The 21476-nt window shown below is 44.7% G+C and carries 20 protein-coding genes, 1 tRNA gene and 1 pseudogene; 13 read left to right on the top strand and 9 right to left on the bottom strand.

Annotation, left to right across the window (positions count from 1 at the left end):
• Positions 1-15 precede the first annotated feature (15 nt).
• Positions 16-1086 (bottom strand): NADH:flavin oxidoreductase/NADH oxidase, encoded by a 1071-nt coding sequence (locus VM802_RS10345; protein ID WP_325530031.1) that lies wholly within the window; start codon positions 1084-1086, stop codon positions 16-18.
• Positions 1087-1268: 182 nt separating this feature from the next.
• On the opposite strand from VM802_RS10345, the gene VM802_RS10340 reads away from it, so the two are divergent.
• Positions 1269-2525 (top strand): hypothetical protein, encoded by a 1257-nt coding sequence (locus tag VM802_RS10340; protein ID WP_325530029.1) that lies wholly within the window; start codon positions 1269-1271, stop codon positions 2523-2525.
• Positions 2526-2793: 268 nt separating this feature from the next.
• Here VM802_RS10340 and VM802_RS10335 read toward each other — a convergent pair whose 3' ends face one another.
• The 5 genes from VM802_RS10335 to VM802_RS10315 all read right to left on the bottom strand — a co-directional run bounded on the left by VM802_RS10335 (position 2794) and on the right by VM802_RS10315 (position 10326).
• Positions 2794-4617 (bottom strand): RagB/SusD family nutrient uptake outer membrane protein, encoded by a 1824-nt coding sequence (locus tag VM802_RS10335; protein ID WP_325530027.1) that lies wholly within the window; start codon positions 4615-4617, stop codon positions 2794-2796.
• A gap of 18 nt (positions 4618-4635) precedes the next feature.
• Positions 4636-8184: a SusC/RagA family TonB-linked outer membrane protein gene (locus VM802_RS10330; RefSeq protein WP_325530025.1), complete on the bottom strand. Its 3549-nt coding sequence runs from the start codon at positions 8182-8184 to the stop codon at positions 4636-4638.
• Between the two features lie 60 nt (positions 8185-8244).
• Entirely contained in the window at positions 8245-9276 is a 1032-nt protein-coding gene (locus VM802_RS10325; protein ID WP_325530023.1) for a FecR domain-containing protein, read from the bottom strand.
• Between the two features lie 63 nt (positions 9277-9339).
• Positions 9340-9951, bottom strand: a complete 612-nt coding sequence (locus VM802_RS10320) for an RNA polymerase sigma factor (protein WP_325530021.1) — start codon at positions 9949-9951, stop codon at positions 9340-9342.
• 189 nt (positions 9952-10140) lie between these two features.
• Entirely contained in the window at positions 10141-10326 is a 186-nt protein-coding gene (locus VM802_RS10315) for a class I lanthipeptide (RefSeq protein ID WP_325530019.1), read from the bottom strand.
• 264 nt (positions 10327-10590) lie between these two features.
• Between VM802_RS10315 and VM802_RS10310 the strand changes: the two genes are divergently transcribed.
• From VM802_RS10310 to VM802_RS10300, 3 genes are all read left to right on the top strand, one after another.
• Complete coding sequence (locus tag VM802_RS10310; protein WP_325530017.1) at positions 10591-11088, top strand: RNA polymerase sigma factor; 498 nt, start codon at positions 10591-10593, stop codon at positions 11086-11088.
• 2 nt (positions 11089-11090) lie between these two features.
• Complete coding sequence (locus tag VM802_RS10305; RefSeq protein ID WP_325530015.1) at positions 11091-11687, top strand: hypothetical protein; 597 nt, start codon at positions 11091-11093, stop codon at positions 11685-11687.
• A gap of 277 nt (positions 11688-11964) precedes the next feature.
• Positions 11965-12038, top strand: a tRNA-Pro gene (locus VM802_RS10300).
• 745 nt (positions 12039-12783) lie between these two features.
• On the opposite strand, the pseudogene VM802_RS32335 reads toward VM802_RS10300, so the two are convergent.
• The 3 genes and pseudogenes from VM802_RS32335 to VM802_RS10285 all read right to left on the bottom strand — a co-directional run.
• Positions 12784-13614, bottom strand: a pseudogene (locus VM802_RS32335) (recombinase family protein); the annotation flags it as partial.
• Positions 13615-13633: 19 nt separating this feature from the next.
• Complete coding sequence (locus VM802_RS10290) at positions 13634-13909, bottom strand: hypothetical protein (protein ID WP_325530011.1); 276 nt, start codon at positions 13907-13909, stop codon at positions 13634-13636.
• 171 nt (positions 13910-14080) lie between these two features.
• Positions 14081-14626 (bottom strand): hypothetical protein, encoded by a 546-nt coding sequence (locus tag VM802_RS10285; protein ID WP_325530009.1) that lies wholly within the window; start codon positions 14624-14626, stop codon positions 14081-14083.
• A 1147-nt stretch (positions 14627-15773) separates the two neighbouring features.
• Between VM802_RS10285 and VM802_RS10280 the strand changes: the two genes are divergently transcribed.
• The 9 genes from VM802_RS10280 to VM802_RS10240 are packed head-to-tail and all read left to right on the top strand — an operon-like array spanning position 15774 to position 21468.
• Entirely contained in the window at positions 15774-16322 is a 549-nt protein-coding gene (locus tag VM802_RS10280; protein ID WP_325530007.1) for a hypothetical protein, read from the top strand.
• Positions 16323-16326: 4 nt separating this feature from the next.
• Complete coding sequence (locus VM802_RS10275; protein WP_325530005.1) at positions 16327-16533, top strand: hypothetical protein; 207 nt, start codon at positions 16327-16329, stop codon at positions 16531-16533.
• 19 nt (positions 16534-16552) lie between these two features.
• Positions 16553-16738 (top strand): hypothetical protein, encoded by a 186-nt coding sequence (locus tag VM802_RS10270; protein WP_325530003.1) that lies wholly within the window; start codon positions 16553-16555, stop codon positions 16736-16738.
• The gene (locus tag VM802_RS10265; RefSeq protein ID WP_325530001.1) at positions 16735-17217 is read left to right on the top strand and encodes a hypothetical protein; all 483 of its coding nucleotides are present in this window, start codon (positions 16735-16737) and stop codon (positions 17215-17217) included. The genes VM802_RS10270 and VM802_RS10265 overlap by 4 nt, the downstream gene beginning before the upstream one ends.
• Before the next feature lie 5 nt (positions 17218-17222).
• Positions 17223-19037, top strand: coding sequence for a hypothetical protein (locus VM802_RS10260; protein ID WP_325529999.1), 1815 nt, complete (start codon positions 17223-17225; stop codon positions 19035-19037).
• Positions 19038-19095: 58 nt separating this feature from the next.
• Complete coding sequence (locus VM802_RS10255) at positions 19096-19740, top strand: hypothetical protein (protein ID WP_325529997.1); 645 nt, start codon at positions 19096-19098, stop codon at positions 19738-19740.
• A 49-nt stretch (positions 19741-19789) separates the two neighbouring features.
• Complete coding sequence (locus VM802_RS10250; RefSeq protein ID WP_325529996.1) at positions 19790-20509, top strand: hypothetical protein; 720 nt, start codon at positions 19790-19792, stop codon at positions 20507-20509.
• Positions 20510-20512: 3 nt separating this feature from the next.
• Positions 20513-21070: a glycoside hydrolase family 24 protein gene (locus VM802_RS10245; protein WP_325529994.1), complete on the top strand. Its 558-nt coding sequence runs from the start codon at positions 20513-20515 to the stop codon at positions 21068-21070.
• Positions 21071-21090: 20 nt separating this feature from the next.
• Complete coding sequence (locus VM802_RS10240) at positions 21091-21468, top strand: hypothetical protein (protein WP_325529992.1); 378 nt, start codon at positions 21091-21093, stop codon at positions 21466-21468.
• Positions 21469-21476: the final 8 nt, after the last annotated feature.

Below are 21476 nucleotides of genomic sequence, written 5' to 3'. Positions count from 1 at the left end.
CTCCTTTACAAGATCCTATCTACGTTTCGCCCTTTCGTATTGTACGGGCCATTTCACATCGTTGTATCCCAACTCATGGGCTGCACGCAACGGGAAATAAGGATCTCTCAACATTTCCCGCGCCAGCAGTACAATATCCGCGCGACCTTCTGTAATAATAGATTCCGCTTCTGCCGGCGTGGTAATCATGCCTACAGCTCCTGTGGCAATGTCCGCCTCTTTGCGGATCTCTTCTGCAAATGGCGTCTGATAAAGCGGTCCTGTTTTAATTTTCTGATGTGCTGCAAGTCCGCCTGAAGAACAATCTATCAGGTCCACACCTTTCATTTTCAGCATAGCGGCCAGCTGAATGGATTCTTCCAGGTTCCAGCCGCCATCAGCCCAATCGGTAGCAGAGATACGCACCAGTAACGGATAATCTTCGGGCCATACGGAACGTACTGTTTCCACAGTTTCTACCAGTAAACGGATGCGGTTCTCAAACGTACCCCCATAGTTGTCTGTGCGCTGATTGCTGAGGGGCGACAGAAAATTATGCAACAGGTAGCCGTGGGCAGCATGGATTTCAATAACATGAAATCCTGCCCTGAATGCACGCTGTGCAGCTGCCTTAAAATCGTCTTTCACTTTACGTATACCCTCTTCCGTTAGTGCATCCGGTAAAGGGTAATGCTCATTGAATACAATAGCGCTCGGGGCAACAGGTATCCACCCTTCCGCTTCCGGCAACACTTTACCGGAGCCTTCCCAGGGCCGTAGTGTGCTGCCTTTTCTGCCGGCGTGCGCCAGCTGCATACCCGGTACTGCTCCCTGCGCCGCAATAAACGATGCGATACGCTGCAACATGGGAATATGCTCGTCTTTCCAGATACCGAGATCCTGCGGGCTAATACGGCCTTCAGGAGATACCGCTGTAGCCTCTGTGAGCACCAGTCCTGCGCCGCCTACAGCCCTGCTACCCAGGTGAACCAGGTGCCAGTCATTAGCAAAACCATCCTGTGAGGAATACTCACACATCGGGGAAACCGCTATGCGGTTGCGTAACGTTACCTTTCTTAATTCCAGCGGGCTAAAGAGATGCGCCATAATTTCCGGGGGTTTAAGTAACTTTAAAATTAAGGCATTCTTATCTATTTAATGGCAACGTACCTGCCCCTGAAGCTCCCCACTCCCACCAGGTAAAGTTATCAGGCGTTATAAAAAAAACTTAAAACGTTTGACAGACTCTGTAAGTTTCCATTACTTCGTGTATTACAAAATCCCCTGCTATGATTGAAGTACCCGCAACCAAAATCCAATGGTCATTACTGCATCGCATATTGTTCCGGCTCTTTGCCATTTATTTCACCTTCTATGTTTTCACCGGCATATACGACCTGCTTGGATGGCTGATGGAGGAACCGGTAACATGGGCAGGGAAATTACTGATTGCAAAAGATTATACAATCACCGTAAGAACAAATGGCAGCGGCGACACAACGTATAATTACCTGTTCATTTTTTGTCATGCCGTGCTTTCTTTACTCTTATGCATCATATGGAGCATTGCAGACTGGAAAAGATCCAACTACAACCGGTTAAGATACTGGTTGATGCTACTTATCAGATTCGGGCTGGCTTATTCCATGATGTTCTATGGTTTTTATAAGATACTTAAAGTCCAGTTTCCTGATGCGCGGCTATGGCAAATGGATCAGCCCTTCGGTATGACATCACCGATGGGCCTCGCCTGGAGATTTATGGGATACTCTGCCGGTTTCAATTACTTTACGGGCTTTGGAGAGTTTTTCGGTGGCCTTTTCCTTTTCTTCCGGAGAACGAAACTATTCGGTGCGCTCCTCAGCATTGTAGTATTATCCAATATCGTAGCACTTAATCTCTGCTATGATATTCCTGTCAAACTATTCTCCATTCACCTGCTCCTGATGGCGGTATTCATCTGTTACCCTGACTTCATCCGTCTCATAAAATTCTTCTTCCTCAACAAACCTGTTCCGGCAGACAATAGCTACCATCCTCACTACAAACGCAGGTGGATGCGCATCCTTCATCCAATCGTCAAGTATGTCATTGTTTTGCTGCTCATCGGCTACACTTTTTATGTCCCTTATTATACGCAGCAATCCATCAATCCAACCGCAACACGCCCGTCCTTCTACGGCAGCTATGATGTAAAGAGCCGTATCCATTCAAACCAGGACAGTATCCCGTGGAAAACAGTTTACATAGAACGAAAAAACATGCTCGCCTGCATGAATGATTCCAACAAATTCAAATACTACGAAATCACTATTGATAGTGTGCATAGAAAAATCACCGGCGAGAATATGATGGGCTCCACAGATACTACCCGGAAAGATAAACTGGAGTTGTCCTATATTGCAGACGGTCCGAAACTCAGGTTACTGGAGGGAACAGCAGGTAATGATACAATCCGGCTGGAACTGAATAAAAGAGACCTGAATATGTACCGGCTTATTAACAGGGGATTTCACTGGATCAATGAATTCCCTTACAACAGATAAACATTACCGGAAGGTTTAAACCGGGCAGAGCTATAACAGATCAACACCGGCAACGGTACGTGGCGCAGGGTAAGCGCCACGTAAAGCCGTCACCGTAATAAGCCCGGGCGGTTGCAGCCAAGGTTTCCCTATAATTTAAGCCGCCGCGGGCCTGGGTTTTCAAACACGCATAGTTGAGAGTTCTCAGGGATTGCAAATACTTATCTGTTGTACAGGGATAATTGCAGACAGACACCCTTTCAGCATCTGCCTGCATTCAGGGCAGGATCTAATACCCCGGATTTTGTGTCAGCATTGGTTTTCCGTCTTTCACACTAAGATCAATCTGCCGCTGCGGAATCGGGAAGTACTCATTGCGCTTCGCAAAGTTTGCAGTGGCAATATCTGAGGTGATCGTTTTCTCATAATTGAAATAGCGTAACAGCTCTGCAGGGGCAAGTCCCCAACGCACGAGATCGAAGAAGCGATGCCCTTCCATCGCCAGCTCCAGCTTACGTTCAAAGTAGATGGCCTTGAGCGCCCAGGCCTGACCATGCGCCTGGAACGAGCCTGCCGGATAAGGTGATACATGATAGTTGGCTGCCGGATCATCAGTGTAGCCACCCATCGGATCATCAGCATCTTTGTAAAGCCTTACATAACCTTCAGGGTTGGCGGCGCGGTTGCGTACGATGTTCACATATTCCTGCGCCTGGTTAAGATCACCGGCCTGTGCCTGGCATTCAGCGGCCATCAGCAATACATCGGCAAAGCGTATCAGCACATAGTTGATGGCATTGCCCGGCGCCCAGCCATTACCATCGTAGTATTTATCCTGCGTGGCCTGCATGTATATGTTCTTTTTAGGAGAATAAGGACCGGCAGAACCCTGGTTCCTTACCCAGTTCTGACCGGGATGCATGCCCCAGTCGAGATAAGGAATACCTCTGCGGCCTACGGTCCAGTCGAGGCGCGGATCGAGATTACCATCATCCGGAACAAACACGCTCGGGTTTGTTGTGTCCAGTGCGCCTTTGATGCCCATATCATTCTTCACGGGATGGGCGTTGAAATCATCGATAAAAGGAAGACCATTGGCATCAGTACGATAGGAGTTCACGAGATCCTGGGAAGGCTGATAGAAACCGCAGCAACTGAAAGGTCCGCCATACGGATAGTTGAGCATATCTCCCTGGTTGGCATTGCCGGTGCCACCGGAACCATCGTTCGCGCTGAACTGTACAGAGAAGAGCGCTTCCTTGTTGTTTTCGGTGAAGGCATCGAAATTATCGTGGAAATGCTCCATCAATCCGTAGGGTATCCCTTTCTGATTATGACCGTTATGTATTACATCTTCGAATAGCGGTAACGCCTGTGCGAATTTCTTCTGATAGAGATATGTTTTGGCTAGATAAGCCATAGCAGCCCATTTGTTGGCACGTCCTACTTCACGCTGCGTTTCAGACAGATGTTCTGCAGCGAATTTAAAGTCTGCTTCTATCTGCGGCCATATATCTTTATCATTCGGCTGTTTATATTCATTCGGATCTAGGTTGGTATAGCTGGCAGTGTTCTCATCTATCCAGGCTACCTTATTGAACATCTTCTTCAGATCAGAATAAAAATGTGCGCGCAGGAAACAGGCTTCGGCCTTCACTTCCGCCTTTTCGTCTTCTGTCATATCCTTCACCTTCGCTAACAGGTGCAATACAAAATTGCAGCGGCGGATACCTTCATAGTTTACGCGCCACTTATCGTTGAAGAAGCCGTTGGAAGGATTACCTGCAAACAATGCAATAGACATTGCGGCAGGGCCGTCTCCGGGATCGCTGCCCTTGTGGGCATCACCACCGCAAACACTTCCATAGATCCAGTTGTCCGGCGATACAGCATAGCCGCTGCCCCCGGATAAATTGATCATATCACCGTTGAAGTCCTGCCCGTCGAGCGCGCCGTAAGCGCCTACCAGCAGTACGCCCACACCTTTTTTGTTGGTCAGCTGCGCCTCACCCAGCGTAGACTGCGGTTCCCGTTCCAGAAAACTCTTGCTGCAACCGGCAAGCAGGCCGGCAGTGATCACAGTACTGAACAGTATATATCGGATAGCTTTCATGATCAGACATTTTTAATTTTAAAAACCGAGATTAAGCCCCACCAGGAACTGGCGCTGGTTGGGATAAGCGCCTTCATCCACGCCGAAGTCAGTGATGTTGGAGCCGCCGATCTCAGGATCGATGCCGGAATATTTTGTGATAGTGAAAAGGTTTGCAGCCTGCACATAGACACGCAGTTTCTGTATGCGCATCCGGGAAAGTGCACCTGCCGGGAAAGTATATCCCAGCTGCACGTTCTTGGCGCGCAGGTAAGCGCCGTTCTCCACCATGTAAGAGTTGGGTACATTGGTGGTGCTGGCGTATCCATTCACTTCCTGTATAGGTGCCTTTGCATTTTTGTGATCAGGTCTCCAGGAATCATACAGTGCTGTCTTGCTCTTAGCGCTTTCAAATGGTGCGAAGAAATCTCTCCACCAGCGTACATTGTTCCATATCTGATTACCATGCGTACCAAACAGGAAGATGCTGAAATCAAAACCTTTGTAGGCAAGACCGATATTGATGCCATAGGAAAAATCAGGGTTGGGATTACCGAGGAAAGTACGGTCGTCTGAAGTGATGCGGCCATCGCCATTGACATCTGCATAGCGGAAACGGCCCAACCCCGCGTCTTCCTGGTAGATCGCTTCCGGATCGTTGGTGGCCTTTCTCACTTTTTCATTGGCAGCATCGATCTCTGATTTTTCATTCCAGAATCCATCGATCTTATATCCAAAGAAAGAAGATACCGGATTACCTACTGCATTACGAATGATGCTGCTGCCATCGAAGCGGCGGGAATCTGTTTCAAAGTAATCTACGCCATCAGCAATTTTTATAATCTTGTTTTTATAGGTAGTCAGTGTACCCGTTACATTTAGTTTCAGATCTTTCGTGATATTGGTATGCCAGCCGACTGAGAAGTCGAAGCCTTCATTCTTCATCTGCGCAATATTTACAAACGGCTGCTTCGCAGTGCCCGCAAGGCCCGGTAACTCAGGATTGTAGAGCAGGTCCTTAATATCTTTTCGGTAGTAATCTGCGGAGAACTCAATCTTTCCATCCAACAATGCCGCATCGATACCGAAGTTGGCATTCACATCGCTTTCCCATTTGGCAGCAGGATTTCCGATCTGCACGCCGGCAAAACCAGGAGTGAGGCCGTTGTTTACACCTGCGAGATCATAATAGGAAGAGTTACGGCTGCCTCCATACAGGTAGTAGCCATTGTTGATGCCGAGGTTCAGCTGGTTACCCATAATACCCCATCCGCCGCGGATCTTCAAATCAGTAAGCCAGGTAAGCTGTTTCATAAACGCTTCCTGAGATATGCGCCAGCCCGCGGTTACAGCGGGGAACCAGCCGAAGCGGTTGGTCAGGAATTTGGAAGACCCATCACGACGCACAGTAGCGCTCAACAGGTATTTGCCGTTGAATGAATAATCTACACGTGCCAGCAGCGAATACAGGGCTTCTTGTGTCCGGGTACTGTAGTTCGTCTGTATACCTGTACCGGTAGACAAATCAGGGAAGTTGGGATCGAAGGTGAAATAGTCTTTTGTGGTACCTCCTACCGTACGTGTGCGTGCATCGAAGGCTTCTGTACCGGCCACGACTTTCAGATCATGCAGACTGTTGAAGTTATGATGAAAAGTGATCGTATTGGTCCAGGTCCAGTTGTTACCGTTGCTACTGCCTTCTGTATATGAGTTCACACCGGAGTTCTCTCTGTTCTCGTAAGTGGGATAGGTAAAGGAATGCGACCAGCCGGAATAAACTTCCCCACCGAAGCTGCTGCGGAAAGTGAAATGTTTCAGGAAATCCACTTCTCCGTAAATATTTCCGAAGAGGCGTGTATTCAGCCCTTTGTTGTTGCGGGTACGGTACTGAATAGCAGCGGGGTTATTTGCATCGCCCAGTGCATCTGCCTTCGAGCCGGCGAAGTTGCCCATGATATCATATACCGGTATGATGGACTGTTCGCGTAATGCATGACCAATAGGCGCATCTGAGCTGAGTATATCTACGGCGGGATTCTCTGTCATAGAGAACGCGAGGTTCTCTCCCACTCTTACATTGTTGCTGATGTTGAACTGTGTATTGGAGCGGATGGTATATCTGCGGAGATATGTGTTGACCAGCGTTCCTTGTTGATTAAAATAGTTGAGGGAAAAGAGATAGTTCGCTTTATCATTGCCGCCGCTGACAGCCACATTGTGGCTGGTGATAGGCGCAGGACGGAATATCTCGTGATACCAGTCAGTACCGGCTTTGTTGGCTCTTACGATCTGGTTAAAGTTGTTATAATCATCCTGGTCAGTATAGTCAGGATTTACATAATAGTGTTTGGGATCGGTGGCAGGATCGCCTTCTTTGGCGCCGGAAGGCAGCAGGTAATCCGGCAGCACCGGTGTAGGCCCATTACCATAGATGGCAGTGGATGGATCAGCGCCGGAGTTTTTGTAAGCCATCCAGCGGAGATTGGCTTGTTCCTGCGGGTTGAGTGTGTTCCACACATTACCTCCCTTCGGATACTGGCGGCCGTAGTAGCCATCATAGGTAACAGATATCTTGCCTTTCCCACGGCGTGTGGTGATGATGATAACACCGTTGGAGGCACGGGCGCCGTAGATGGAAGCAGCACCAGCGTCTTTCAGAACCTGAAGCGAAGCTACATCGTTAGGGTTGAGGTCAGCGATATCTGTTGTCGGCACACCATCTACCACGTAAAGCGGCGAGTTGGTTCCGAAAGTGTTGACACCGCGTATCCTGATCTGTGGCGACTGACCCGGCTGACCGGAGCCGATCACGGTAACACCAGACGCCTGCCCCTGCAACTGCTCTGTCACCTGTGCTGTTGGCTGTTTGATGAGATTATCGATATTCACTACTGCCACCGAGCCGGTGAGGTCTTTCTTCTTCTGGGTGGTATAACCTGTCACCACAATCTCATTAAGTGCACTGGCTCCCTCCTTCAGGGTAACATTGATCAGCGATCTATCGCCAACGGCTATACGCTGTGATTCAAAGCCGATGAAAGTAACTTCTATCTGGTCTCCCGTTTTACCGGGCGCAGATAACGTATAGGAGCCATCAGGGCCGGTAACTGTACCGATGCTGGTACCAGAGATCTTTACAGTTACACCGGCGATAGCGTTTCCCTTTTCATCTTTCACGATGCCTTTCACAGGGTGTTGCTGATAAGAAGCTTCACGTGGTGCCGGAGGTGCAGCCTGTGGCTTTTCAGAGACCATATAAAAATGATCGCGCAGCTTTTCAAATTGCAGGTTGAAAGGCGCCAGTGCTTTTTGCAGGGCTTCTTCGGGCGTTTTGCAGGAAGCAACGGAAAGCTGCACCCTGCGGCTTTTCACGATATTACTTTTATAGGCAATGGAAACGTTGAACCTTTCCTCTATCAGGTGTAATACATTTTTCAGGGAAGATTCATCGGCTTGTGTATCTGTATGTTTATCCGTTTCACTTGGGACCTTAGGGTTTCCGGTAGCCGGGTCCTGAGCGGCAGCCGGCTGGGACAGGAAATACAGGGCTAATGATTGCATTAGCAATACACGTAAACCTCTTTTCATGTTGAACAGGTTTTAACGATTAAAAATGAAACACTATATGGTGGAAGGTGGCCTGCCTTCCTACTTCTTTTGAATCCAGATTTCGTCGCCTCTTTGGTTGAATTTCATCCGGAAAACTTTTTCCAGTTGTACCATCATGGTATCGGCATTATAGATAATAGGCATAGATCCTGAAACCTTGTAACCAAGCAATTGGGTATCCCGCACAATAAGGGTTTTGCCAAACACCTGCTGCATGAACGCGACGGCATCAGACAGGGAGTAGTCATCCATTTCCAGGCGGCCGTTGTGCCAGGAGGTAAAATGTGTTGCGTTGACCTCACTTTTCGTGTAGCCGCCATCATTTTTATTATAGCGCAGCATTTCGCCGGGCGAGAGCATCAGGTCTGCTGCCCTGCCCTTTCCACCTATACTGAGGCGGATGCTTCCCTGCTGCAGCACTACGGCAATTTCCTTTCCGCGGTCGTTAACATTGAACTGTGTGCCCAGCACCTCTACTTTCAGATCGTCGTAGGTGTGTACAATAAATTTTTTATGAGAAGATGTATGCTTCACATGGAAGAAAGCTTCGCCATCCAGCCATACTTCGCGGAGCCGGTGGTCACGCGCCGCATAGAGCAGCCTGGAATCGGCATTGAGCGTCACTTCAGAGCTATCGGGCAACATAAAGGTTTTCTTCTCTCCCAGCCTGGTATGGATGCTCAGTATTACAGGTTGCGGGGCGGCATAGTACCAGCGCCATACGCCCGTCAGCAACAACCCGAGCAACAGTACGGCTGCATACTTCCAGAAGTGTTGGCTCCAGCGGAACGGGGTTGTTGTCACCGTGGTTGCTACAGGTTCTTCTTCCAGTCCGCTCCACACAGATTCCCACAATTGGGCCTTCTCCTCAGCAGGCAGTTCATACGACCTGAAGCCGATGCTATGCACCAGCCTGCGGGCCTCCGCAACAACGGCATCTTTCTCCGGGTGCTGTGAGAGCCAGTGTTCCCAGAACACATTCCTGACTTCCGGATGGAGGACCCATTGCTGAAAATCTTCGTCCAGAGCGAAGTCGCGGGCGGTATGTGATATGTACTTATCGGATGACAAAGGCCGGGCTTTTTCCTAAAGAGCAGGTGACAGATCTGATCTCATCATTTTTCTCCATCTTTTTTATTTACCCAGGAAAACCAGTAACAATGGCAGACTGATGGTCTTTTTCAGGATACTGATCGCTTTGGAAATGATATTATATACGGAATCCACCTGCATATTCATAATACCGGCCACTTCTGCATAGTTGAGGTCCTGGTAAAAGCGGAGATAGATGGCTTCGCGCTGACGCCGGGTAAGGCGTGCGAGGGCTTCCGTGAGGAGCCGGCGTTGTTCTTCAGCAGTTTCTTCGAGGATGCGTTTGTCTTCCTGCGGGCGGATCAACTCAAATTCAAAAGCGTTGTCTGTTTCACAGAGCATACGGCGGCGGTCTTTCTGCAGGGTACGCAACAAGCGGCGGCGAAGGCTGCTGATAAGATAATAGCGGGTATTACGGACGTTTACAGAGAGATTTTCGCGGGTGAGCCACAGGTCCTGAAAGAGATCCTGCAGGCAGTCTTTCACCCGCTCCTTATCCTGGCAGAAATGCATGCCATAATGGAACAGGTGATCGATATGTATATCATATATCCGGGCGAAAGCATGGCGGTCGCCTTCCAGAAATTGCTCCCACAAAGAGGAGCCAGAGGAAACCACCTGCAATCCGGTATGTGCGGCTTTCTCCTTATTCATGCATTTTGGTTGACATAGATAAAGCTTGTCAAATATTCTGACACTTGCAAATTTTTTTTGACAATGCGGTGAAAAGGGACATACGCCTCAAAAACAAAAATGCCCGCTAATATTGAATCAGCGGGCGATAATAATCTTTCTCATGGAGCTGGCTGGAATTGAACCCACCGCCAGGCATATTCCCTCATCTCAGATTTCCGTGCATATCCTAAATGAAGGACAGGCAAATGACGGGCAGGCATCCACTTCAGAACAAAGGGTACGGAAGCTCACAGCTGCGGCCTGACCTCCTTTCATATCCTTTAAACGGGTGTCGTTGAGGCGGGCAATTTTAATCTTGTTCAGGGGCAGTTTTCTGTTGTTAACTTTTTTCATAGATCAATAATTTGAGGTAAAATGAATCGTTGTTTTACTGCAGGATTAAAAGGTATTAATCCTGCTTTTCATAGCGTGATAACCTGAATAAATATAACTATATTTTCACTAGATATCGCAGTATTTATATACCTAACCATTGATACCAGATTCGGGAGGCCTGACATCCCCTTCCTGTCAATTGCAGACAGACCAGACAAAAAATACAAACAGGTGTGATTTTATCAGCAAAGCATACACTTATAGGATAATACCATCTATCAAATGCAGGATTCCAAAAAGGCTTCATTCATAAATGCTATACAGGAAAATGAAGGGCTCATACATAAAGTAGCCTCTTTCTATACCGATAGCAAGGAAGATAAGGACGACCTCGTACAGGAGATCATATATGCACTCTGGAAATCTTTTGACTCATTCAAACAGTATGCGAAGCTCAGTACCTGGATGTACCGGGTTGCCATGAATGTGGCTATCTTTCATTTTAAGAAGGGCAAAAAGCAGGTGCCAGCCGTCCCCATCAATCCGGAGCTACTCAACGTACAGGATACAGGAGATAGTGATACAGAAGAAAAATTACAGCTGCTGCGTTATCACATACAGGACCTTAACCTGTTTGATAAGGGCATACTCATGCTCTACCTGGAAGACAAAAGCCATGAAGAAATAGCACAGATTGTTGGCATCTCAAAAAGTAATGTAGGTACAAAAATCTCCCGTATCAGAGAAAAATTAAAACGACAAGTTTCAAAACAAAAATAACTATGGAACTGGATGACCTGAAAAGTGACTGGGCATCGCTCAGCAAACAAGTTGCAACAACGCATTATCTCACCCCTCAAATTATAAATAAAATGATACAAAAAAAGTATTATTCAAAAGTGAATAAAATAAAGTATCCTGAATGGGCAGGCATTATCGTCTGTATACTAAGCGCTGTTTATATCGGCTTTCACTTTCCTTTGTTAGATACAGTTTTCCTACAGACAGTAGGTATTACAGGCATACTCCTTTTAATAGCAATGTCAGTTATTAGTTTAGTCAGCGTTAGTAAGCTTAATATACTGCCGGATGTAAATAAGCCTCATGTAGAAGTACTCCGGATATTTGCCAGTCAAAAGCTGAGATTTCAAAAAATCTATCACTATAATGTGGTACTTAGCTATTTATTGCTGGTTGTTATTGTCCTGTTGCTACCCAAAATTCTTGAAGGCAAGGATATCAGTCACAATAAGTATTTCTGGATACTCTCTTTCCCCTGTGGTTACATATTCCTGCTGTTTGTGTCTGCATGGGTAAAGAAATCGTACCGCAAGACACTGCAACAGGCGGAAGAGGTACTCCGGGAAGTGGGAACATAAATGAATTAACAGTATACGCCTACTAGCACAATGAAGAAGGGCTTTCCATAAAACAAATCGAGAAAAATATCATTTGTCCTTTCAATTAAAGTGGTAAGGTCTGTTGTTTTGAAATCGGGACGATCAGATTCAAACTAGCACCCCATGAAAACGGTCTTAACGACTGATTCCTACCGGAATAGAAATTTTTTTAAGAAAAAGTGTCGAAAATTTTTAAATATCAAATAATTACATACTTTTGCATCCCCGTCGATGAAAAGAGACACCGGAGAAAGTTCGGGACGTAGCGCAGCCCGGTAGCGCACTTGCATGGGGTGCAAGGGGTCGCTAGTTCGAATCTAGTCGTCCCGACTTGACTGGACAGGATGGTGTTAAAGCCATCCTGTCCTTTTTTATTTTCCCCGCAATCACTGTTCAGGCTTGCAAAGAGCGAAAATACTTCATTGATTTTTGAGGTTCGAAATGTGCCTTTTTCCATATTATAATACACACCTTCAGGAAATATCAATTTTTGTAATTGTTCTTTTTGCGGTATGGGGCTGGAATCCCATACAGTAGCAAGATTCCGCGATATTGCTATAGCATTGTCCAAATACTCAGAAAGGTTCGAACTGCTAATTCCACTTTTGGTCATCGCATCAAGGATTTTGGTCTTTTCCTCAGCGTACAGCGGCCTGAATTTGTTATAGCTCTCATCACTCATAGTTCGTTTGATAAAATAACTTTCCTCCATGTTGTCTATGTTCTTCTGTACTTCTTCCAGGTTCCGTTTAAGTTCCGCAAGCTGTCGGGTATTGGTTTCATTACGCTTCTGAAATATCTGGTTCATTTCAAAACGGAGTGGAGTAACCAGTTTCTCTTTCAGATTATACCTGGTCAAAAAATCTAAGAAATAACCGTTAAGTCTGTTTGCATTCATATTGCACCTACAGCCTATAGTACGGCATTTATAATAGTAGATACCTTTGGCCTTTACTATATAGCCAGTTAGCCCTGTACCACATTTTTCGCATTTAAGGAATACCTTTAATGGTAAAGAGTCTACTTCTTTTTGATGATATACTCCGAACTTACCTCCTGCACTCTGTCTAATCTCATTGATCTGCAAAAACTCTTCTTCTGTAATCAATGCCGGGTGATTCCCTTTTACCACTTTCCCATTTAGCATTTTATTAGCTATGATGCCACAATAGAAGGGGTTGGAAAAGATCATAGATAGTTTCTGCTTATAGATTTTCACCCCCAAAGCCTGCAGCCGTTCTATTATATCTTCATTTTTAAATCCGAGTAGCTTCCAACGAAATGCCTTGTGGAGGTGCTCTCCGGTTTTATTGATAACAATGGTGCGAATACCATTTACCATAATAGCATCATACCCCATCGGTGGTTTTAAGCACCAGATGCCTCGTTCCAACTTTTCTTTAGTGCCGGCTATTGCTCCCTGACGGCGCAGGTCATTATCATATTGGGAAAATAATAATTGTATGTTTTGTTGAAAACGACCGGATGCTGTAGTGGAATCTACCGGTTGAGTAACAGCAAGGAGTTGAACACCGTATTTTTTGAGAAGATCAGCCGCCAGCTTAATAGCCTCTCCACCGGTTCTACTGAACCGGCTGGTGGTATATACAAGAATATGACTTATGGCCCCCTTTTTGGATTTGATATAGGAGAGCATTCTATTAAACTCTTTACGCCCATCTGTCTTGGCTGATTCAAATGTTCCTCCAAAGAGTTCCACAATTGTAAAATCGTTTCGTTGTGCATATTCCAGAATGGCTCTTTTTTGGAAATCCAAGCTGAGGTTTTTATCAAACTGCTCTTTACTACTTACCCTTGTATAAACTACTGCTTGTTTTATATCCTTTATAAAGGAAACATCTTCGGTAGTCCTCGCCCACCTCTGAAAAGCATCTAATGTTTTCATAACTATCTTATTGTGATTGTTAGGCTGCTTGAGGTAGGTTAGTTACTTCTGAAGTCAGATTAGTACCTGCCTCTAATTGATAATCAACGTTATATATATTTTTTTGAATTGCCAAATAAAGAATTTCTGCGACTTGTTTTAAAGTCCGTACTATTTCAATGGCCTGTTCATCTGTATAGTGTTCACAACCTGGAAACGTTTTTAAAAGTTCAGGGGTTAAACCCACCTCATCATCTTGATTTAAGATAATGTTATCCGGTGCGTCCATCGAGATCTGAGTTGTTATCTTCTTCATAGTGAGAGAATTTAACAACTAATATCAATAAGCTGTGTGGCTAGTGAGTGCAGAATTATAAGGATTTATTTATTCTTTGCTATTTTTTACAGTTAATTTGAAAAGCTCCAGCGATAAACATTATTGTATTTCCTCCCCGATTTTGCTTAAATTATCAGATGTACCCCCCGATTATTTAACACTGCTGCCTACCATTGTTATTATGTCTCCTATAATTGCGGGCAGTATAAACATGTAGATGATTGAATAGGTTCCGGTAATCATCCAGAATCGATGATTATATACTTTCTTTATTATTGAGCTAATAATGAAATCTATAATTGGGTAAAAGGCAACTGCAAATATGTAAATTATCATTACTTCTGTGAAGATGTCGGCCCTGATCGAGTGATGTGGAAAATCCTGATAAACAAGGTAGCTGAGTAATATAGGAGATATTATAATGAATGTGAATGTAACCCATAGAAATGCTTTTGGGTGCAAAATGAACTTTCTTGCGAGCCAACAGCCGATTATCAGTATGAATACATAGCATGGCCATCCTCCATTATTATCTAAATATCCTGTTACCGTGACATTTTTATTGTGTAATCTATGTAATCGAATATCAGAGAATAATCTGAATGATTTACAGATGAGGGAATTTAACGCCACAAAGATGGCTACTACTGCCCCCACTATTGTAAGTGGTGTGGGCGCATCGGGTTTCTTTTTCATAACAAGTCATTTAGTTATAATTAAAACAGACCTGTAGTGAAATGGTTCAGTATGTAAAATATTGTAGCTGGCAATTTCAAAGTACCTATCTATGTACTATTACATGCATGTAAGAATTGAATAAACAGCTTCAGTATCTTGGCTCCGGTTCACCTAACTTCTCAAAAATAACTTTGACTTGCTTTACAGTGTAGTAGTTACCGATCTTCGGTCCGATTATGTCTTCAAATGGTTCTAACCAATTTTTTATCACATGGCGACCGACACCATATAATTGGGCTAACTCCATAAGGTTATACGGCCCTGCTGGGATATGTTTATTATCCTCCATAAAATGTTTTTTATAGGACACAGTGATGGGACACCCTTCTATAGAGGGCAAGGAGATGTATAGGAATAAGTTGAAAAAGTTACATGTAAAGATTAGCTGCCTGCTACATGACGGATTTTGGGAAGACAAGGAAATTTAATTTTATACGATAATGATAATTCATGAACACCTCTTCTTACCTCTTCGGTAAGTACTGTTTCGTTAGCGGATCGACTCTGGTGAATGCATGACATAGTCGCAAGAATTAATGGGTGAAATGGAGTTTGAACACTTATAGTTACTTGTAGGTTAATGAGAGCTAATGGCAATATTGAAGAAACGATTCTCTATGATAATTATTGTTACCTCCTTTTTGAATATGACCGTGCAGTACAGTTTATCGTTTATAACGATAAACCTTTTTTTAAATATAGCGATTATTTCGCAGTGATAATGTTAAAGAAAGTATAATCCGTTGTATTAAATATACTTTAATGATTAAAGCTATCTTGTGGGCGTATGGTTATTCTTAGGCTATTGGTCTTAACAGTATTGATGATGTTTTTATCCTTATATTAATACGTCTGTGTAATTACCAAAAACTATGCTAAAAGTTTTCAACTATTTCTGAATGTTTCTGATTAAAACTTAACTATCCTGAATGATGCTTCAAATAAATTTCACACTTCACGGGAAAGTGCCAGAAAGTGACAAAAAGTAAAAAGAAAAAAGGAAAAATTGAATATCCATGAAATGATACTAAATCTGCAACACTAGGGTTTTTCGATACCCACATCTTTGTACCAACGAAACGGATCACAAACAAAAATCTATTTCATGGAAGCAAAGATTATTTCATTAGTGCATAAAGTGACTACTGACAAAGAAGATAGTGGCTCCTCGGAATCAGTCGTATATATTAATGGTGCATGGCAGTTTGCATATGCTCTGTTATGGCAGCACCAACAGCTTTCAAAGTTTGAAATATCCAGGAGTAAAGAGCTTATCAGCCAGTTCTTTCATAAAGCGCCCGATAAGTACGATGCATTTCTTTCATTCTGCAAAAGAGTTGCCATAGCGGAAAGATATATTACCGCAGGCATTCTTTCTGCCCCACCAATGCCAAGTATCTGGTTGAACCCAAATTATGAGCATGGCATTTCCTATACCCTGCCTTTACTTTCTGATCTGAAGGAAAAACGGGAAAAGGTACCTGGTTACATGAATCAGATCTTCATCGTTGCCGAGCATTACTGTCATTTTGTACTTCATCCCTCTACAAAAATTTTTCGACGCTGCCGTAGGCAATTACTATCCATTAAAGCATATGGTATGCTTCAACATTTCTATAATGCAGCCTTACAGTCCCATTACCTGAGAAATTAAGTATATGGAAACAATACGTACCGCATTTACCCTCCAGCCATATACTGTTAAAGACCTTGCTGACTTATATGGTGTACACAGGAATACTTTCGCACGATGGCTATACCCATTTGAGAATGAAATAGGTATTCGTAAAGGCTACTATTTCAATATCAAGCAGGTCAAAATAATTGTAGACAAGCTGGGGACACCTGGTACAATAGAAGATTAACTAAACTACTCATAAAACGATGAAAACAGAAGTTAATAATCATTTCTCCAATGTCTTGCTGACAGGATCAATATTGCTTGCTAATGTTAATATGAGCGGGCTATTGGATTACGGTTTGAAAGCCATCATCGGTGGCGCCGTATGGCTTGGATTTAAGATCACTGCGGATTATCTGGACAGAAAGCGTAAAGCATCAGGCAAATGAACACTACTGGAAAAATACTCGCCGGTACTGCCATTGGCGCTGGGGTGATCGTAGGTATCAGCTATTTTAAAAATATTAAACGGGCCAGTGTGCAATTAGAGGTAGTACCGAAAGCATACTTGCATTCGCTTGATCTCTCTGCGCTGAAGATACGTGTAGATGCATTGCTGAAGAACCCGACCCGTGCGACTTTCAGTATTAAGTTTCCCTACATACGAATTATGTATCAGGGGGCATTGGTCGGTAGTTCTCAGGTAATTAATAAAGACATCCGCATTCCAGCCTTTGGAATGGTCGTGGTGGATGGCATGATGGTAGAAGCGCCTGTACTCAATCTGTTGTCTGTTACTACTACATTGGCAAAAGACCTTAAAGAGAAAAAGCCTATCACCTTTGATGCCAGTGTGATTACTACCGTGAACCTGGGATGGTCAAGAATACCCTTTGAAACCAAACAGCAAGTAACATTGAAAAAGTAATCAGTATGCAATCAGCGACGAAAAGGAAAGTAAGGACAGGTAGTGATTACACGCATTTATTCCCACAGGCGGAAGGCATCTTCACAACTATAAAGCCTGATGCAGGTGTTGGTGATACCTTAACGTTCATTCAACAGATCGTTCCCAAAACACTTGATCATACTAGCCGTATCGCCGAGAAGCTGAAAGCAGATAATGTTTATGAGACTTGTCGCAATATATGGCAGTTTGTTTATGATCATATAGCTTACCGTAAAGACCAGGAAGGGTACGAACAGGTCCGTAGCCCTGCCCGCAGCTGGATGGACAGAAAGACAGGTGTGGATTGCGATTGTTATACCACTTTTATTAGTAGTATCCTCTGTAATCTGCATATTCCTCACAAACTACGAGTGACCAAGTATAGCAAAGATTATTTCCAGCATATCTATCCCATTGTGCCTAACGGTGGCGGCTATATCACAATTGACTGTGTGACTGATCAGTTCAATTTTGAAGTTCCTTTTTCAGAAAAAAAAGATGTCAATATGGATTTGCAATACCTCAATGGATTTGACGGCCCTTCAGCTTTTAGTAGTGCTGATGATTACCTCTTAAATGGAGATGATCAGTTTGGTGAGTTGGGATTGTTTGGCCGTCGCAAGAAAAGGAAGCGGGAAGATGCTGAGGCAGCAGCGGCAGCTGATCCTTCCAAGTGGAACCCTGATCAGGTTCCTGGCTCAGGTGTAAAGAAGAAACGGGGGCTAAAAAAGATCCTCAACATTGCCAATAAAGTTAATCCCGCTACCCTGTTACTGCGTAATGGCGTATTAGCCTCTATGAAACTGAATATCGGTAAAGTAGCCTCCCGGCTTCGTTGGAGCTACATCTCCCCTAATCAGGCCCGTGCTAAAGGCATGGATATGGGAAGGTATCAACAACTTGTAAAAGTCAGGCAGAAACTCGAAAACATTTTCTACGGTGCTGGAGGCAACCCTGTGAATCTAAAGAATGCCATCCTACGCGGTAAAGGCAATAAGGACAAAGCTGTCAATGGTTTATTGGGTCTTGGTTTCCTGAGCGCCGGCAGTGAAATAGATAACATGAACATCTATACGCCACTTCCACAGTTGCTCGGCACAGAGATCTATTACAGTGAAAACCTTGCACCGGCACAAACCCTCATCGGCTTGAATGGCTTCGGAGCGCTGGGCGAACCGATAACACTTGCTTCTGTTGCCGCCGCCGCAGCAGTTATCGCCGGGATTGTGGGCAGCCTGAAAAAAATTGGCGATGTGTTCAAAGGTAAAAAGACACAAGGCAGCGATGATTTTTCTGCAGAAGTTGCCGCAGCAGCGGATAAGGAAGCTGCGAACGTCAATAAAGCAGCCGCACAGCCGGGAAGTCCAGCCACATTTACACCTGTTGAAACAGGTTCCAGTAACCAACAAGACAGTCCTCCTTCTCCCATGATCAGCAGAAGCGCTGATACCAGGGCAATGCAGATGTCACAGGATACAGATAGTCCCGCTGCACAGGTAAGACCTGGAAGCCCCGATAGCAACGGAGATACAACAGCAGTATCACAAACGACGCCGGCATCGAATGCAGATACTAAAACGGATTTCTGGTCGAAGAACAAACGGTGGTTGCTTCCTGTAGTGATCGGTGTAGGTAGCCTTACCATTATCGGGATTGGCATGAAAATGATGAAACCAGCACCCGCTTATACTCCCGGCGGACATGCGTTACACGGGCTGGATGGGCATCGCAAACGACGCAAGCGCAATGTTCGTGGCAAAACAAAGGGATATAGAAAAAAGGCGGTTGCATTATTATAACCCTTCATCAGTCTACACTTCATCTTATCCAAGTTTTTCACTTTAATCACTTTATCTCATGGCTAAGCGAAAAAACAGATACCAGAAAAAGGCGGCAAAGACAGCTGTACTGGCTCATTTAAATAATTCACTCGACACGCACCATAATGTAAAGAACTCTGCTCTGGAGACTGCAAAGGATCTTTTTATCGGTGTGATCGGCGGCGGCCTTGCCGCAGCAGTTGTAGGAAGGCCATCCTTTCTGATCGGGTTAGGAGTTACCGGCATCGGTCACTATTTCAACAACAGGATCGCGGCCACATTCGGTCTTGGCATGATGGCTGGAAACAGCTTTACCGGTAACAAAAGCGTTAATGGGGTGGATGGCCTCGATGGTATAAAAGAACGCCTGCAAGCCTATAAACAGAGTCTTGCAGAAAAGACCTACCTGAGTAAGATCGTCAGAAAGCCGGATGTAACGGTAAATGGTATGGGAGATCTGCAATACTTTGACTACGCTAATTATTCTCCTGTCAGCGGCGATTTTGACAGTATCAATGGAGACTTTGACCAGGTTGGAGATCTCTCAGCACTCGATGAGATCGAGCGCCAGATCGAAGATGCAGGTATGGCAAGACTTCAAGGTGCGCCGGTAGGTTCCTTACAGCCGGATATGGAGGGCTTTGAGGATGGTATTGGGGATGTTTCCGAATACAACTATTGATTAAATACACTTTTCTTAAACAATCATTTTTTACATTAAATCCACTCCCATGTTAGGATTAGAAGGCTTCGATGGCATCGAAGAGTATAATAATAGCGGTGCGCTGCTTGGACTGGAAGGAGAAGAAGCCCTGCTGGGTGCGCTACGCAGAATGAACCCTATTAAGCGCCAGCGCACCATTAATAAACTCACCAGCACCGGCGCACCTTCACGCGGTTCCCGCGCTGAAATGGAAAAGTTCTTTGGAGAACTGCCAACCTATATCAAAGAAGGTCTTGCCCGTGGCGAGTTACGACTGGCTGACACAATGATCTATTCCATAAAGCCTGTGAACAGCAAAACTATCAAGCTGTGGGAAACACAGGATGATAAAGAAGTCGGCCTTCGTAATATTTCCAATGCAAAGCTGCCAAAGAACCAGGCTTTACTTGTATCCGGGGTAACCTTACTCGCAGGGACATCAGCGGACGGGACAAAGGATAAGATCATAGCCACCGACTATAAATCAATCGAAAACTTCCCGGCAATCGTCAATGGGGAATTTAACCTCAAAGTAAACAAAAAGCAGATCGTACCGGAAACATCTAATGCAGTATTTAAAACAGCCAATTTCCATTATGTGCCTATTGGGTATTACAAGCTCGCCAACCCTCGCCTCATCTCAGATGATCTTCTGATTGAGTTGACGATTGAACTTGGCAGTACCGAAGGCATTCCTGCGAATACCTATGTGTATTGTGGTTTACATGGGACGATCACTACACCATAAATTATGAGCTGGCAACGGCTCGCCTGTGGGCTGTTGCTGGTATCCCCATTATTATTGCTGCACAGAAAGAAGAAAAGAAATATTGCTATGGCTGACACATCATCATCTACAACCAACATCGTGAATGCGAACATCCGTGCCTTCTTAATAATGTTACAACACAGTGAAGGAACATATGGTCCGGATGCTTATAAAAAGCTATATGGCGGAGGTCTGATGTTCAGTTCTTATGCCAATCACCCAAATACGGCTATACGAAAATGGGGCATTACCAGCACAGCGGCAGGTGCATACCAGTTTCTTTATGGAACCTGGAATACATTGAAAAAACAATTAAGTCTACCTGATTTTTCTCCCAAAAGCCAGGACAGAGCAGCCCTTGAACTAATAAGAATGAAAGGGGCCTTGCCTGATATTGCGGCAGGACGAATTGCTATGGCCATTCAAAAATGTCGTAAGATATGGGCTTCTCTTCCTGGTGCCGGGTATGGACAAAACACTCGCAGTCTCAGTGAGCTGTTAATGGTATACCAACAAAATGGCGGGCAGCTCGTGGGTTAGCTTTATTAAACCAACATGCTATGACCACTCTCGTAAAAAAACGCTTCGATATACAAGTTTCTTCCGCAGGACAGGCTGTTACTCAGACTTTCCAGTTAGATAAGAACATAACCAGTATCAAAGGGATATTGCTTAGTGCAGATAAGGAAGACTTACTGTATTACAGAGGCAGTCAACGGATTGAAGTTTCCAAAAATGAACTTTTCCCTGATGGGTACGAATCTAAACTGCTAATGAGTGGTATCAACTTGTCTCCTCATCTCCGTTTTTATGAAACCGGCTCTCTTCCTGTTGGAAATGGGATAGTAAAGATAGACTATCGGGATAATGGTGATGGACGTACCACTTTTGAACCTTATCGGGTAAGCCTGTATTTGAACTGCGAACAAACAGATTAAGCTAAATC

Origin of the sequence: Chitinophaga sp. (assembly GCF_035538455.1) — a bacterium.
In the GTDB taxonomy this organism is placed as follows: Bacteria; Bacteroidota; Bacteroidia; order Chitinophagales; family Chitinophagaceae; genus Chitinophaga.
This window is presented reverse-complemented; position numbering and strand designations above follow the sequence as displayed.